The following is an 18,057-nucleotide window of genomic DNA, read 5'->3' as shown; positions in this document are numbered from 1 at the left end:
CCGGACGGTCACCGCGATCCGCAGTACCTCGCGGATGTCATTGCCGCGCAACGGGTCACGATGACCTCGTTCGTGCCGTCGATGCTCACCGTTTTCGCCGGCAGCATCGACGAGGCAGCCATCGAGGGCGGAGCTCTGTCCTCGCTGCGAGCTCTGCTGATCGCCGGTGAGGCGTTCACCGCCGACGCGGTGGTGGCGCTGCGCAAGGTGAGCGACGCGGACCTGTTCAACCTGTACGGCCCCACCGAGTTCACCGTCCACGCGACGCACGGCCCGGTCGCCGACCAGGTCGACGGCGCGGTCCCGATCGGCTCGCCGGTCTGGAACTCGCAGGCGTACGTGCTGGATTCGCGCCTGCACCCGGTCGCCGCCGGTGTCGCCGGTGAGCTGTACCTGGCCGGTGCCCAGCTGGCGCGCGGCTACTTCGGCCGCCCCGATCTCACGTCGGATCGCTTCGTCGCCGACCCGTTCGGCACCGATGGCGAGCGCATGTACCGCACCGGCGACCTCGTGCGCCGCGACGAGAACGGTGTCATCACCTACCTCGGCCGCACCGACTTCCAGGTCAAGCTGCGCGGTCTGCGCATCGAGCTCGGGGAGATCGAGGCCGCGCTGACCGGGCACGAGTCCGTCGCGCAGGCCGTGGTGGTCGTGCGCTCGGACGCGCGCACCGGTGATCAGCTCGTCGGGTACGTGGTGCCCGCCTTGGCCGACGCCGATACCGAGGTGTTGCGTGCGCATCTGGCCGCGCAGCTGCCGAGCTACATGGTTCCGGCCGCGTTCGTCGTCATCGACGAGATGCCGCTGAGCGCCAATGGCAAGCTCGATCGTCGGGCGCTGCCCGAGCCGGTGTTCGAGGCGCGGGAGTTCCGGGCGCCGAGTACGCCGATCGAGGAGATCGTCGCCGCTACCTTCGCCGAGGTGCTCGGCCTGTCCGGGGACCGGGCGGTCGGTCTCGACGACGACTTCTTCGACCTCGGCGGCAACTCGCTCATCGCCACCCAGGTGGTCGCCCGCCTCGGTGCCGCGCTCGATACCCGCGTCCCCGTGCGCGTGCTGTTCGAGGCGCCGTCGGTGGCCGCGCTGGCCGCCAAGGTCGAGGTGCACGCGGGCAGCGGCAGCCGTCGCGAGCTCGTGGCCGGGCCGCGACCGGAGCAGATCCCGCTCTCGCTCGCCCAGCAGCGCATGTGGTTCCTCAACCGCTTCGACAGCGCGACCGGCGTCAACAACATCCCCCTCGCGGTCCGCCTCACCGGCGACCTCGACATCGCCGCCCTGCGCCAGGCCGTCGCCGACGTGGTCGACCGGCACGAGGTGCTGCGCACCGTCTACCCGGAGACCGCCGACGGCCACGGCGTGCAGGTCGTACTGCCCACGGCGCAGGTGCCGATCGCGCTGAACCCGGTCACCCTCGCCGAGGACGAGATCCGCGACCGCATCAGCGAACTCGTGCTGGCCGGTTTCGACGTGACCGCCGAGGTTCCGGTGCGTGCCGAACTGCTGCGCATCGCCGGTTCCATGGACGGCTCGCGCCCCGACACCCACGTGCTGGTCTTCGTGGTGCACCACATCTCCGGCGACGGCTGGTCGGTGCGCCCGCTGGCCCGCGACGTGATGATCGCCTACGCCGCCCGCTCGCGCGGCGAGGCGCCGGGCTGGACGCCGCTGCCCGTGCAGTACGCCGACTTCGCGCTCTGGCAGCGCGAAACCCTCGGCTCCGAAACGGATTCGGCGTCGATGATCGCCCAGCAGGTCGCCTACTGGTCGCAGAACCTGGCCGGGCTGCCCGATCAGCTCGACCTGCCCGCCGACCGCCCGCGCCCCGCCGTGGCCTCCAATCGCGGTGGCGTGCACGAGTTCTCGATCGATCCGGCCCTGTCGGCGAGCCTGAACGCGCTCGCCCGCGAACACGGCGCCAGCCTGTTCATGGTCGTGCACGCCGCGTTCGCCGCCCTGCTGGCCCGCCTGTCCGGCGGCGAGGACATCGCCATCGGCACCGCCGTGGCGGGTCGTGGTGAAGCGGTGCTCGACGACGCCATCGGCATGTTCGTCAACACCCTGGTGCTGCGCAGCGCGGTCGACCCGGCCCAGCCGTTCACCGAACTGCTCGACCGGACCAGGGAGAACGACCTCGCCGCCTTCGGCCACGCCGACCTGCCGTTCGAGCGGCTCGTCGAGATCCTCAACCCGGCCCGTTCGCAGGCCCGCCACCCGCTGTTCCAGGTGATGCTGTCGTTCCAGAACACCGGTGAGGCGTCCTTCGAACTGCCCGGCCTCGAGGTCGCGGGCGTGCCCCTGGACGTCGTCACCGCCAAGTTCGACCTGCACCTGAACCTGGCCGATCGCCACCGCGCCGACGGTTCCGCCGATGGCATGACCGCCGAATTCGCCTACGCGACAGACATGTTCGACGCCGACACCGTCGCCGCCCTCGCGCAGCGCCTGGTGCGGATGCTGACCGCCGTGGTCGCCGAACCGACCCGCGCGATCGGCGAGATCGACCTGCTGGCCCCGGCCGAGTACCGCCGCGTGATCACCGCCTGGAACGCCACCGCGCATCCCGTCGATCCGGCCGCGACGCTGGTGTCGATGTACCGGACACAGGCCGCGACCAGCCCGAACGCGACCGCGCTGACTTTCGAGGGGACGAGTCTGTCCTACGGCGAGTTCGACCAGCGGGTCAACCGCCTGGCTCGCCACCTCATCGCCCAGGGCGTCGGCCCCGACACCATGGTCGCGCTCGGCATGCGCCGCTCGCTCGACCTGGTGATCGGCATGTACGCGGTGAGCGTGGCCGGTGGCGCGTACGTGCCGCTGGACCCGGATCATCCGGCCGAGCGCACCCACTACGTGCTCGAGACCGCGGCACCGGTGTGCGTGTTGACTACCGCCGGTGACGAATTCGACGCGGGTTCGACCACCGCGCTGAACATCGAGAGCCTGGATCTGTCCGAGTACTCGGACGCGCCGGTCACCGATGCCGAGCGGCTCGCCCCGCTGCGGCCGGAGAACACGGCGTACGTGATCTTCACGTCGGGTTCGACGGGTCGTCCGAAGGGTGTGGCGGTCAGCCACGGGGCGATCGTCAACCGTCTGGTCTGGATGCAGGACGCCTACGGCCTCACCGAGACCGACGTCGTGCTCCAGAAGACCCCGGCCACGTTCGACGTGTCGGTGTGGGAGTTCTTCTGGCCCTTGCAGATCGGCGCTCGCCTGGTCGTTGCCAAGCCGGATGGTCACCGCGATCCGGCCTACCTCGCCCAGATCATCGACACCGAAGCCGTCACCACCGCGCACTTCGTGCCGTCGATGATGTCGGTGTTCGTCGCCGAACTCGCCGAACGGGTCGCTGTCGCTCCGGTCGACACCGCGACCGCAGCCGCCGACGGCACGGTTGCCGATACCGTGGCCGCTGGAGCGACGGCGGCAGGCGCGTCGAACACCGCGACCGCGTCGACCTTGCGTCTGGTGTTCGCCTCCGGTGAGGCACTGCCCGCGCCGACCGCCCAGCGCATGCGCGCCCTGACCGGCGCGGCCCTGCATAACCTGTACGGCCCCACCGAGGCCGCCGTCGACGTGACCTTCCACGAGGTCGTCGATGCCGACATCACGTCGGTGCCGATCGGTGCCCCGGTCTTCAATACCGCTGTCTACGTGCTGGATTCGCGCCTGCACCCGGTCCCCGTCGGCGTGCCCGGCGAGCTGTACCTGGCCGGTGTCCAGCTGGCGCGCGGCTACGTCAACCGTGCCGACCTCACCGCCGACCGTTTCGTCGCCGACCCGTTCGCGGCTGTATCCGATGGCGGAGCAGCCGAGGGCCCGGCGGGGTCACGCTCCGCTACCGCCTCCGGGCCCGCCGGCGGCGAGCGCATGTACCGCACCGGCGACCTCGTCGCCTGGACCGCCGATGGCGAGCTGGAATACCTGGGCCGCACCGACTTCCAGGTCAAGCTGCGTGGTCTGCGCATCGAACTCGGCGAGATCGAGTCCGCGCTCACCGCGCTGCCGTCGATCGCGCAGTCAGTTGTCGTGGTCCGCTCCGACGAACGCCTCGGCGACCAGCTGGTCGGCTACCTCATCCCGGCGGCCGGCGCGAGCATCGACCTCGACGCCGTGCGCGCCGAACTCGGCGGCGCGCTGCCGACCTACATGGTGCCCACCGCGTTCGTGATCCTGGACGCCTTCCCGCTCAACGCCTCCGGCAAGCTCGACCGCAAGGCGCTGCCCGCGCCGGTGTTCGAGGCCAAGGTGTTCCGGGCCGCGTCCACCCCGATCGAGGAGATCGTGGCGGGCACCTTCGGCGATGTCCTCGGGGTCACCCGGGTCGGCGCCGACGACGACTTCTTCGAACTCGGCGGCAACTCGCTGCTGGCCACCCAGGTCACCGCCCGCATCGGCGCGGCCCTGGACACCCAGCTCTCGGTGCGCGACCTGTTCGAGGCCTCGACGGTCTCGGCCCTGGCCGCCCGCGCCGAGCACAACGCCGGTTCGGGTCGGGCACGCCCGCGCCTGACCGCGGGGGAGCGGCCCGCCGTTATCCCGCTCTCGCCGGCCCAGCAGCGCTACTGGTTCCTCAACCAGTTCGACACCACCACCTCCGCGGTGGACAACATCCCCCTCGCGGTCCGCCTCACCGGCGACCTCGACGTCACCGCGCTCGAGCAGGCCATCGGCGACGTGTTCGCCCGCCACGAGATGCTGCGCACCACCTACCCGGCCTCGGCCGACGGCCCGCGCCAGGTGATCCTGCCCAACTCGCAGGTCAGCGCGCAGGTGCACCACATCGACGTCGACGAGTCCGAATTGCTCGGCGCGGTCATCGAATTCGCGATGACCACCTTCGACGTGACCCGCGAGGTGCCGCTGGCCGTGGCGCTGTTCGAACTCAGCGCCACCGACCACGTGCTCGCCTTCACCGTGCACCACGTCTCCGCCGACGGCTCCTCGATGGGCCCGCTGGCGCGCGACATCATGGCCGCCTACGTGGCCCGCTCGCAGGGCGAGGCCCCGCAGTGGGCGCCGCTGCCGGTGCAGTACGCCGACTACGCGCTGTGGCAGCGCGAGGTCCTCGGCGACGAGTCCGATCCCGAATCGCTGGCCGCCAAGCAGGTCGCCTACTGGACCGAGGCCCTGGCCGGACTGCCCGACCAGCTCGAACTGCCCGCCGACCGGCCGCGCCCGCCCGCGCAGTCGTTCCAGGGCCAGGCCATCCGCTTCGAGATCGACCCGGCCCGGCACGCGGCCCTGCACGAACTGGCGCGGGCCAACAACGCCTCGCTGTTCATGGTCGTGCACGCCGCGCTGGCGGTGCTGCTCGCGCGCCTGTCGGGCACCGACGACATCGCCGTCGGCACCCCCATCGCGGGCCGTGGTGAACGCGAACTCGACGACCTGATCGGCATGTTCGTCAACACCCTGGTGTTCCGCACCGCCGTCGACCCCGGCGTCTCCTTCGCCGACCTGCTCGCCGACGTGCGCAACCGCGACCTGGAAGCCTTCGCCAACGCCGACGTGCCGTTCGAGCGCCTGGTCGAGGTGCTCAACCCGGTCCGCTCCACCGCGCGCAACCCGCTGTTCCAGGTGGGCCTGTCGTTCCAGAACATGGCCGACGCCACCTTCGAACTGCCCGGCCTGACCGTCAGCGCCGTGGACTACGACTCGCAGCTGGCCAAGACCGACCTGCACGTCACCCTCTACGACCGCTACACCGACGAGGGCGCCCCGGCCCAGCTGGTCACCGAATTCGGTTACGCCATCGACCTGTTCGACGAGTCGACGGTCCAGGGCTTCGCCGATCGCTTCCTGCTGCTGCTCGACGCGGTCACCGCCGACGCGAGCATCGCGGTCGGCGATATCGACCTGCTCACCGCGCCGGAGTCCGCGCGGATCGTCACCGCCTGGAACGACACCACGCACGCCGTCGACACCGAGGCCACGCTGGTCTCGCTGCTCGACGCGACCGTGGCGGCCACCCCCGACGCGATCGCGCTGGTCGTGGACGAGCCCGGCCAGGACAGCCGTCGTGAGTTCACCTACGCCGAACTCGACGCCGAGGTCAATCGCCTTGCCCGCCACCTGATCTCGCGGGGGATCGGCACCGAGGACCGGGTGGCGCTGGCCATCCGTCGCTCCGCCGAGCTCATCATCGCGATGTACGCGGTGGCACGTACGGGTGCGGCGTACGTGCCGATCGACCCCGATCAGCCCGCCGAGCGCACCGACTACATCCTCGAAACCGCCGCGCCCGCAGTGGTGCTGACCACGGTGAACGCCGAATTCAGCACGGCGGCAGCGGAAGTGGTGCTGCTCGACGAGCTCGACCTGAGTTCGGTCGCCGACACCGCGATCACCGCCGACGAGCGTCGCGGCACCCTGGTCCCCGCGAACACCGCGTACGTGATCTTCACGTCCGGTTCGACCGGCAAGCCCAAGGGCGTCGCGGTCCCGCACGGCGCGATCGTGAACCAGTTGCTGTGGGAGACCGCCGAATTCGGTCTGGCCGCCGATGACGCGGTGCTGCTCAAGACCGCCGCCACCTTCGACCTCTCGGTCTGGGAGTTCTGGACCGCGGCCGTCGCCGGTGCCCGCCTGGTGGTCGCCACCGCCGACGGTCACCGCGACCCCGCCTACCTCAACGACCTGATGCGCTCCACCGGCGTCACCACCCTGCACGTGGTGCCGTCGATGCTCGACGCGCTGCTCACCGAATCCGGTGGGGCCCTGCCGCGCCGGTTGCGTCGCGTGCTCGCCATCGGTGAGGCGCTGCCCGCCGCGACGGCCCAGCGTTTCCGCTCGGCCAATATCGCCGCGCTGTTCAACCTCTACGGCCCGACCGAGGCCGCGGTCTCGATCACCAGCCACGCGGTGACCGACGCCGATCAGGTGTCGGTGTCGATCGGTTCGCCGGAGTGGAACAGCCGTGTCTACGTGCTGGATTCGCGGCTGCGGCCGGTTCCGGTCGGGGTCTCGGGCGAGCTGTACCTGGCCGGCGCCCAGCTGGCGCGCGGCTACTACGGTCGCGCCGACCTCACCGCCGACCGGTTCGTCGCCGATCCGTTCTCGGCCACCGGCGAGCGCATGTACCGCACCGGTGACCTCGTCGCCTGGAACGCCGAGGGCGAACTCGACTACCGGGGCCGCACCGACTTCCAGGTGAAGATTCGCGGCTTCCGCATCGAGCTCGGCGAGATCGAGGCCGCGCTGCTGCGGCAGGCGGGCATCACCTCCGCCGCAGTTCTCGCCCATGTCGACCCCGTCGTCGGTGATCGCCTGGTCGCCTACGTCGTGGCCGAGGACACGGTCGACAAGTTGGCCCTGCGTGCCGCGCTGTCCGCCGAGCTGCCCTCGTACATGGTGCCGACCGTGTTCCTCCAGCTCGACGCGCTGCCGCTGAACGCCAACGGCAAGCTCGACCGCAAGGCCCTGCCCGAGCCCGAGGTCGAGAAGGCCGTGTTCCGCGCACCGGTGAGCCCGAGCGAACAGCTCGTGGCCGCCACCTTCGCCGAGGTCCTCCGGCTGGACCTCCGGCCGCGACCGGCGGGCCCGGAGGCGGTAGCGCAGCGTGACCACGCAGGGCCCTCGGGAGCGGCCGAATCCGGCACAGACAAGCGGTTCGGTCTGGACGACGACTTCTTCGCGTGGGGCGGCAACTCGCTGCTGGCCACGCAGGTCGCCGCCCGCCTCGGCGCGGCCCTGGACACCCGCATCCCCGTGCGCCTGCTGTTCGAGGCGTCCACGGTCGCGGCGCTGGCCCAGCGGGTCGAGCAGCACGCCGAAACCGGGGACCGCAAGGCGCTCACCGCCGGTCCGCGCCCGGAGCACATCCCGCTCTCGCTCGCGCAGCAGCGGATGTGGTTCCTCAACCGCTTCGACACCCAGTCGGCCGCCTACAACGTGCCGGTCGCGGTGCGCCTGAGCGGCGATCTCGACGTGGCGGCGCTGCGCGCGGCGGTCACCGACCTGGTGACCCGCCACGAGATCCTGCGCACGATCTACCCGCAGACCGAAGCCGGTGCGGCACAGGTGATCCTGTCGCCCGCGCAGGCCGCGCCGGAACTCATCGAGCGCACCGTTCCCGCCGACCAGGTGGAATCGGCGGTGGCGGAACTGATGTCGACCATCTTCGACGTCACCACCGAAGTGCCGCTGCGCGTGGCTCTGTTCCGGGTGGAAGACACCCAGGACTTCGTCCTCGCCCTGGTCGTGCACCACATCTCCGGTGACGGTTCGTCGGTCGCCCCGCTGACCCGCGACCTGATGACCGCCTACGCGGCCCGCTCGATGGGCTCCGAGCCCGGCTGGGCGCCGCTGGCCGTGCAGTACGCCGACTACAGCATCTGGCAGCGCGACCTCCTCGGCAGCGAGGACGACGCCGACTCCATGGCGTCCAAGCAGGTCGCCCACTGGAAGCAGGCCCTCGCGGACCTGCCCGATCAGCTCGACCTGCCCGCCGACCGGCCGCGCCCCGCGACACAGAGCTTCGCGGGCAGCAAGGTCGACCTCCAGATCGACGCCGCCACCCACCGCGCGCTGGTCGAACTGGCCCGCGCCGAGGGCGCCACGCTGTTCATGGTCGTGCACACCGCACTGGCCGTGCTGCTCGCGCGCCTGTCGGGCACCGACGACATCGCCATCGGCACCCCCATGGCCGGACGCGGTGAAGCGGTCCTCGACGACATGATCGGCATGTTCGTCAACACCCTGGTGTTCCGCACCAAGGTCGACGGCGGCGAAGCCTTCACCGAACTGCTGGCCCGCCAGCGCGAGGACGACATCGCGGCGTTCGCCAACGCCGACGTGCCGTTCGAGCGCCTGGTCGAGGTGCTCAACCCGGTCCGCTCCACCGCGCGCCACCCGCTGTTCCAGGTCGGTCTGTCGTTCCAGAACCTCAGCCGCGCCACCCTGGAACTGCCGGGCCTGACGGTGTCGGGCCTCGACATCGCGACCGAGCTGTCGCAGTTCGACCTGCACCTGATCGCCACCGACCGCTACGACGACACCGGTGCGCCCGAAGGCATCTCGGGCCTGTTCACCTACGCCACCGACCTGTTCGACCACGCCACGGTCGAAGGGTTCGTGCGACGTTTCGTGCGCCTGCTCGACGCCATCGTCGCGACCCCGCGCACCGCCGTCGGCGATATCGAACTGCTCGCCCCGGCCGAACGCACCCGCGTGCTCGAGACCCGCAACGCCACCGGCTACCCGGTCGACACCGAGGCCACCCTGGTCTCGCTGCTCGACGCGTCGGTGGCCGCCGACCCGAAGGCGACCGCGCTGGTCACCGACGACGGCGCCCAGCTGACCTACGCCGAACTCGACGCGAAGGTCAATCGCCTTGCCCGCCACCTGATCTCGCTGGGTGTGGGCCCGGAGTCGCGGGTGGCGCTGGCCATGCGCCGCTCGGTGGACCTGGTCGTCGCCATGTACGCGGTGGCCAAGTCCGGCGGCGCGTACGTGCCGGTCGACCCCGATCAGGCGGCCGAGCGCACCGACTACATCCTCGCCACGGCGGCACCGGTCTGCGTGCTGACCAACGCCGAGTTCGCCACCGACGCGGCCCCGGTTGTGCGTGTCGACGAACTCGACCTCGAAGCCCTCAGTGCCGCACCGATTTCCGACGCGGAACGGGTGGCACCGCTGCGTCCGTCGAACACCGCGTACGTGATCTTCACGTCCGGCTCGACCGGTCGGCCCAAGGGTGTCGCCGTCCCGCACGGCGCCATCGCCAACCAGTTGCAGTGGAAGCTCATCGAGTTCGGCATGGACGCCGCCGACGCGGTGCTGCTCAAGACCGCCGCCACCTTCGACCTCTCGGTCTGGGAGTTCTGGTCCGCGGCGGTGTGCGGTGGTCGCCTGGTGCTCGCCTCGGCCGACGGCCATCGCGACCCGGCCTACCTCAACGACCTGATGGCGCGCGAATGGGTGACCACCCTGCACGTGGTGCCGTCGATGCTCGACGCGCTGCTGGCCGCCGGCATGCCGGATTCGCTGTGGCGGGTCCTCGCCATCGGTGAGGCGCTGCCGGGCTCGCTGGCCCAGCGGTTCCGCGCGGAGTTCCAGCGCACCGAACTGTTCAACCTGTACGGGCCGACCGAGGCCGCGGTCTCGATCACCTCGCACCGCGTCACCGCCGCCGACCAGGGCTCGGTCTCCATCGGTTCGCCCGAATGGAACAGCCAGGTCTACGTGCTCGACGAGCGGCTGCGGCCGGTCCCCGACGGGGTGTCGGGCGAGCTGTACCTGGCCGGTGCGCAGTTGGCGCGCGGCTACTTCGCCCGCCCCGACCTGACCGCCGACCGCTTCGTCGCCAACCCGTACTCGACCACCGGCGAGCGCATGTACCGCACCGGCGACCTGGTGGCCTGGCATAACGGCGAACTCGACTACCGTGGCCGCACCGACTTCCAGGTCAAGATCCGTGGCTTCCGCATCGAACTCGGCGAGATCGAGGCCGCGCTGCTCGCGCTGCCCGAGATCACCCAGGCCGCCGTGGTCGCCAAGTCCGACCCACGCACCGGTGACCGCCTGGTCGCCTACCTGGTCGGCGTGGATGCCGATGTCGCACAGGTGAAGTCGACGCTGTCCGCCGGACTGCCGTCGTACATGGTCCCCGCCGCGTTCGTGGTGCTCGACGCGCTGCCGCTGAACGTGAACGGCAAGCTCGACCGCAAGGCGCTGCCCGAGCCGGAGTTCGAGGCGCAGGTCTTCCGCGCGCCCTCGACCCCGATCGAGGAGATCGTGGCCGGGGTCTTCGCCGACGTGCTCGGGGTCGAGCGGGTCGGTGCCGACGACGACTTCTTCGCCCTCGGCGGCAACTCGCTGCTGGCCACCCAGGTCGCGGCCCGCCTCGGCGCGGCCCTGGACAGTCGGGTGCCCGTGCGCCTGCTGTTCGAGGCGTCGACGGTGGCCGGGCTCGCGGTGAAGGTGGAACAGGGCGCCGGCGCCGGTGGGCGGCGCGCGCTGGTCGCCGGACCGCGTCCGACGCAGGTGCCGCTCTCGCTCGCGCAGCAGCGCATGTGGTTCCTGAACCAGTTCGACACCACGTCCTCGGTGAACAACATCCCCGTCGCGGTCCGCCTGTCGGGCGCGCTGGATGTCGACGCGCTGCAACTGGCGGTCGCCGATGTGCTTGCCCGTCACGAGACCCTGCGCACGGTGTACCCGTCGACCAACGGCACGCCGCACCAGGTGATCCTGCCGGTCGAGGGCAATGTGCCGGATCTGACGCCGGAAGATGTCGCACCCGAACAGGTTCGCGACAAGATCGCCGAACTGATCACCACCGGCTTCGACGTGCTCGACGAAGTTCCGTTGCGCGCCAAGCTGCTTCGCGTCGTCGCCGGGGCCGAGTCGGCCGCGGTGGTGGATGCCGAGGTCGCCGGTGCTGCTGAGCGCGTCGCCACGTCTGCCGATGTGGTGGCGACGCGAACCGACCGTGACCCGGTCGCGAGTGACGAGTACGTGCTCGTGTTCGTCGCCCACCACATCAGCGCCGACGGTTGGTCCATGGGGCCGCTGACCCGCGACGTGATGATCGCCTACGCTGCCCGCGCGGCGGGTGAGGCGCCGGGTTGGGCGCCGATGCCGGTGCAGTACGCCGACTTCAGCATCTGGCAGCGCGAGGTGCTCGGGTCCGAGACCGACGAGACCAGCCTGGTCGCCCAGCAGGCCGACTACTGGAAGCGCGCCCTCGCGGGTGTGCCCGACGAGCTGAACCTGCCGCTGGACCGGCCGCGTCCGAGCACGCAGTCCTTCGCCGGTGGCCGGGTGCTGTTCCCGATCGACGGTGACATCTACGCCGGACTCTCGGCCATCGCCCGCGAGCGCAACGCCACCCTGTTCATGGTCGTGCACACCGCGCTGGCCGTGTTCCTGGCGCGCATGTCGGGTACCGAGGACATCGTCATCGGTACCCCGATCGCGGGTCGTGGCGAGGCCGAACTCGACGACGTGATCGGCATGTTCGTCAACACCCTGGCCCTGCGCACGCAGGTCGGCGGCGACCTCACCTTCGGTGAGCTGCTGACCCAGGCCAAGGAAGCCGACCTGGCCGCCTTCGCCCACGCCGACATCCCGTTCGAACGCCTGGTGGAACTGCTCAACCCCGAGCGCTCCACCGCGCGCCACCCGCTGTTCCAGGTGGCGCTGTCGTTCGAGAACCTGCCCGACGCCAGCTTCGAACTGCCCGGCCTGTCGGTCTCGGCCGTCGACTTCGACGTCGACACCGCCAAGTTCGACCTGCTGCTCACCGTGCGCGAAGCCGCACCGGGCGACGAGGCGGGCGCCTACGCCGAGTTCTCCTACGCCAGTGCGCTGTTCGATCAGTCCACGGTGCAGACCTTCGCGCAGCGCTTCCAGCGACTGCTCGCCGAGGTCGTCACCGACACCACCACCCCGGTCGGTGACCTCGAACTGCTCGACGGTGCCGAGCGCGCCGAATTGCTCACGCGCACCGGCGGTCCTGCCGCCGCCACGAGCACGCTGCCCGAACTGCTGGCGCAGGCCGTGGCGACCAACCCGACCGGCGAGGCCCTCGTCGCGCCGGACGAGTCGGCGCAATCCAGCCTCGCTCGCGTCTTGGCCGCGCTGTCGTCCGGGAGTACCGGCGAAACGGGTTCCGCCACCACGGATTCGGTCGCCTCGGTGGCTCGCGGAGAGATCGGGGCCGACTCGGCTCTCGTTGGGGCGGCGCTCTCGGGTGTCTCGGCACTCACCTACGCCGAACTCGACGCCGCATCCTCGCGTCTGGCGCGGGTCCTGATCGAGCGTGGCGCGGCACCGGAAACGGTCGTCGCCATCGCCATGCAGCGTTCGCTCGACACCACCCTCGCCATCTGGGCTGTGATCAAGTCCGGTGCCGCGTTCCTGCCGGTCGATCCGAAGTACCCGGCCGAGCGCATCGCGCACATGATGTCGGATTCCGGTGCGGCACTGGGCATCACGGTCTCGGCCGAGGTCGACCACCTGCCCGCGCCCGCGCTGGGTGACTGGCTGGTGCTCGACGACGAGCCCACTCGGGCCGAGATCGTCGCCCAGTCGGACGCACCGATCACCGACGCGGACCGTCGTGGCGCTGTCCGCCCCGGCAACACCGCGTACATGATCTACACCTCCGGCTCGACGGGCCTGCCCAAGGGCGTCGTCGTCACCCACGCCGGTGTGCCCAACTTCGCCGCCGCCCAGGTGGCGCTGTTCGGCCTCGACAAGAACGCGCGGACCCTGGCCTTCGCCTCGCCGTCGTTCGACGCCTCGATCCTCGAGTTCCTGCTGGCCGTCGGCTCGGCGGGCACCCTGGTCATCACGCCCGTCGGCGTGGTCGGTGGCGAGGAACTGGCCGAGATCGTGCAGGGTCAGCGCCTGACCCACGTGTTCCTCACCCCGCTCGTCGCGGCGTCGATGGAACCCGCGGCACTGGCCGGCCTGGAAGCGCTGATCGTCGGTGGCGACAAGGCCCCCGTCGACCTGGTCGCGAACTGGCACAGTGCGGGCACCGACCCGGCGAACCACCGGTTCTACAACGCCTACGGTCCGACCGAGGCGACCATCGCGACGAACCTGTCCGATCCGCTGCTGCCGGGCGACACCATGAACATCGGTGGACCCATCGCGGGCGCGAGCGCGTTCGTGCTCGACAACCGCCTGCGTCCGGTGCCCGAGGGCGTGGCCGGTGAGCTCTACGTCGGCGGCGTGCCGCTGGCGCGTGGCTACCACGAGCGGCACGGCCTCACCGCCGAGCGCTTCGTGGCCAACCCGTACGGCGAGCCCGGCGACCGCCTGTACCGCACCGGCGACGTCGTCGCCTGGCGCACGGTCAACGGCAAGCCGGTCGTGGAGTACGTGGGCCGCAACGACTTCCAGGTCAAGGTGCGTGGTTTCCGCATCGAACTGGGCGAGATCGACGCGGTGCTCACCGCGCACGAGGACGTGGAGTTCGCGGCCACCATCGGTCGCACCACCGAGGCGGGCGCGACCATCCTGGTCTCCTACGTCCGCGCCACCGTGGCGGCGGGTTCGGCCACCCGGCGGGCCGTGGACCCGGCCGCGCTGGTCGAGTTCGCCGCCGGGCACCTGCCCGGCCACATGGTCCCGGCCGCCGTGGTCGTGCTCGACGAGATCCCGCTGACCCCCGCGGGCAAGCTGGACCGTCGCGCCCTGCCCGAACCGGTCCTGGCCCCGCGCGAGTTCCGCACCCCGACAAGCGAAGTCGAGGCGATCATCGCCACCGTCTTCGCCGAGGTGCTCGGCGTCGACGCGGTCGGCTTGGACGATTCGTTCTTCGCTCTCGGCGGTGACTCGATCCTGTCCATCCAGCTCGTCTCGCGGGCCAAGGATCGCGGCGTGCTGTTCAAGCCGCGCGACGTGTTCGAGAAGCGCAGTGTGGCCGGACTGGCCGAGATCGCCGTGCTCGCGGGCGACGCCGACCAGATCGTGCTCGAGGAACTGCCGGGCGGCGGGGTCGGCGACATCCCGATGCTGCCGATCATGCGCCAGATCCTGGCGAGCGGATCCACCTACGACCGGTTCTCCCAGTCGATGGTGCTGCGCCTGCCCGAGAACCTCACCGACGAGGTGCTCACCGCCACCATCGGCGCGGTCTTCGACCACCACGACGTACTGCGCTCGCGGGTGGCCCGTACCGAAAGCGGTTGGGTCTTCGAGGCATTGGCGCCCGGCGAGGTCGATGTGGCCGCGCTCGTGCGTCGCGTCGAGGTCCCCGGCGACATCGCCGACGACCAGCTGTCCAAGCTGGCCAGCGTCGAATACGACGAGGCCATGGGTCGCCTCGATCCGGCGAACGCCGCCATGGTGCAGTTCGTGCGGTTCTCCTTCGGCGAGCCCGCGCAGGGCCCGCGCCGTCGCGACGCGCTGCTCATCGTCGGCCACCACTTCGTGATCGACGGCGTCTCCTGGCGCATCCTGATCCCGGACCTCGGCATGGCCTGGGGCCAGATCGCGGCCGGTCAACAGGTCGCGCTGCCCGCCAACGGCACCTCCATGCGGCGCTGGGCGCACAGCCTGGTGGAGCAGGCGCAGGACCGCCGCACGGAACTGCCGTTCTGGCGCGAGGTCTCGGGCACCGCCGATCCGCAACTGGGGTCGCGGGCGTTCGACCCGGCGGTCGACACCTTCGCCACCGTCGACCGCGTGCAGGTCACGCTGTCGCCCGAGGTCACCGACGCGGTCCTCACCGCGATCCCCGGCCTCTACCACGGCGGGGTCAACGACGGCCTGCTCACCGCTCTCGCGCTGGCCGTATCCCGGTGGCGCGGAGACGAATCCGGCACGGCGGCGTTGATCAAGCTGGAAGGCCACGGTCGTCAGGAAGAGATCGTCGCCGGTGCGGATCTGTCGCGCACGGTCGGCTGGTTCACCACCGCCTTCCCGGTCCGCCTGGATCTGGCCGGGGCCGATCTCGACGACGCCTTCGCCGGTGGCGCCGTGCTCGCCGAGGTCATCAAGTCGGTCAAGGAGCAGATGCTCGCGGTGCCCGACAAGGGCATCGGTTACGGCATGCTCAAGTATCTGACCGAGGAGGGCGCGGAGCTGCCGGGCGTCGGCCAGATCAGCTTCAACTACCTCGGCCGGGCCACCGCGGGCGAGATCCCCGCCGAACTCGCCGAACTCGGCTGGGTGCCGGTGGCCGATCTGGGACAGCTCGACGCCGAGATGGACCTGGACATGCCCGCCAACGCGACGCTGGACATCAACGCCATTGTCAACGACGGCGAGCAGGGCCCGCAGTTGGGCGCGAGCATCGCGTTCCCGACCGGGCTGCTCACTGGCGCACAGGCCCAGGAGTTCGCCGACCTGTTCGTGGCCGCGCTCACCGCGCTGGCCACCCACGCGCAGCGGGCCGACGCGGGCGGTTTCACCCCGTCGGACATGCCGCTCGTGCGGGTCGAACAGGCCGATATCGAACTGTGGGAACGCGACTACCCGGCCATGGCCGAGGTCTGGCCGCTCTCGCCGCTCCAGGCGGGCCTGATGTTCCACGCCATGCTCAGCTCGGCGACCGTCGACGTCTACACCGTGCAGGCCGTGCTCGACCTGACCGGCACCCTCGACGTCGACCGGCTGCGCGGCGCGGCCCAGGCCGTGCTGGACCGGTACCCGAACCTGCGGACCGCGTTCGTCACCGACTCAGCCGGTCAGCCGGTCCAGGTGGTGCTGTCCGAGCTCGACGTGCCGTGGCGCGAGGTCGACCTCACCGACCTGCCCGAGGCCGAGCGGATGCCGCGCATGCAGCAGCTGCTGCTCGCCGACCGGGCCGACCAGTTCGACATGGCGACCGCGCCGCTGATCCGCTTCGGTCTCTACACGACCGGCGAGGGCACGGCGCACCTGGCGATCACCGTCCACCACATCCTGGTCGACGGCTGGTCCATGCCGCTGCTCATGCGCGACCTGCTGGTCCTCTACGCGGTGCGCGGTGACCTCACCGCGCTGCCGCGGGTGGCCTCCTACCGCAACTTCCTGTCCTGGCTCTCGGGCTGGGATCGGGAAGTGTCGCTGCGGGTGTGGTCCGACGCGCTGGCCGGGGTCGAGGGCCCCACCCAGCTCGCGCCCGCGCCGCGCACCGAGGAGCGCTACGAACTCGACAAGATCGTCGTCGAGATCGACAACGACCGCACCAGGGCGCTCGGCAAGTTCGCCGGTGAACTCGGCGTCACCGTGAACACGCTGCTGCAGACCGCGTGGGGCATCGTCGTCGGGCGCCTCACCGGCCGCGACGACGTGGTGTTCGGCGCGACCGTGTCCGGTCGTCCGGCCGAACTGCCCGGCGTGGAGTCGATGGTGGGTCTGTTCATCAACACCCTGCCCGTGCGGATCAAGATCGACGATCGGTTGAGCGCGGAACAGCTGACCCAGCGGGTGCAGTCCGAGCAGGCCGAACTGCTCAGCCACCACTTCGTCGGCCTGTCCGACATCCAGCGGGTGGCCGGCATGGGCTCACAGTTCGACACGCTGCTGGTGTTCGAGTCCTACCCGATGGACAAGGACGCGGTCACCGCGGCGAGCTCGATCGACGGCATGCAGGTCACCGGTGTCGGCCTCGACGACGCCACCCACTACCCGCTCACGCTGGTGGTGATGGCCGAGTCGACCATCGAGATCACCATGAAGTACCTGACCAGCACCTACACCGCCGACGAGGTCCGCACCCTGTCGGCGCGCCTGCTGCGCGTGCTCGACGAGCTGCTCGACAACCCGACCGGGCTGGTCGGCGACATCGACATCCTCGACGCGAGCGAGCGGGCTCAGCTGCTCGCCGAATCCGGTGTGACGGCGGCGGTTTCGGCCCCGGCCGTCTCCGGTGTGGGTGCGCAGACGGTGGCCAAGGTGCTCGCCGAGGTCGTCGAGGCCGATCCGCAGGCGCCCGCGCTGCTGCGTGGGGACAGCGAAATCGCCTACAGCGCACTGGATCGCAAGTCCTCGCAGCTGGCCCGGGTGCTCATCGCGCGCGGTGCCGGACCGGGCGACGTGGTCGCGATCTCGTTGGCGCGCAGCGTGGATTCGGTGCTGGCCGCCTGGGCGGTGCAGAAGGCCGGTGCCGCGGTGCTGTTCGCCGGTGAGCTCTCCGGGGTCGACATCGCCGCCGCCGGAGCCACATTCGGGATCAGTGCCGAACCGGTCGCCGGCGTGGCGGGACAGTGGTTGATCCTGGCGGATCTGGAAGCCGAGATCGCTTCGGCCCCGGCCCATCCCGTGTCCTACGCGGACCGGGTCCGACCGCTGTCGGACACCGATCCCGCCTTCGTGCTGGTCACCGGCGACACCACCTCGACGCTCACCCAGAGCGCCGCGGTGGCACTGGCCGAACGCCTGCGCGACCAGCACGGCATCGACTACGAGTGCACCACCTACACCACCCACGCCTCCGGCCCCGCCGCCGTCCAGGAATTCCTGGTCTCGGCCACCGCGGGCGCGCTGTCGGTGCTGCCCGTCGGGCCGGTCGCCGACGACCTGGCCGACGGCGAGGTGACGCACTGGTTCGTGGTCGCGGGCGAGCCCACGGACGCGGCCGACGCCGAGATCACCGTGATCATCGCCGAATAA

The 18,057-nt window shown here is 70.7% G+C and carries 1 protein-coding gene (cut by a window edge); it reads left to right on the top strand.

Annotated elements, in window-relative coordinates; all coding sequences use genetic code 11:
- Positions 1–18,057: the 3' end of a non-ribosomal peptide synthase/polyketide synthase gene (locus ACFP3H_RS24615; RefSeq protein WP_378609486.1), read on the top strand. Its footprint begins 26,595 nt before the window's first position; the window shows 18,057 of its 44,652 coding nt (coding positions 26,596–44,652); its start codon lies beyond the left edge, outside the window; its stop codon occupies positions 18,055–18,057.

The organism is Nocardia lasii (assembly GCF_042658545.1).
GTDB classification, from domain to species: domain Bacteria; phylum Actinomycetota; class Actinomycetes; order Mycobacteriales; family Mycobacteriaceae; genus Nocardia; species Nocardia lasii.
The sequence above is the reverse complement of the archived record's forward strand: the minus strand, read 5'-3'. Positions and strand labels throughout refer to the sequence as shown.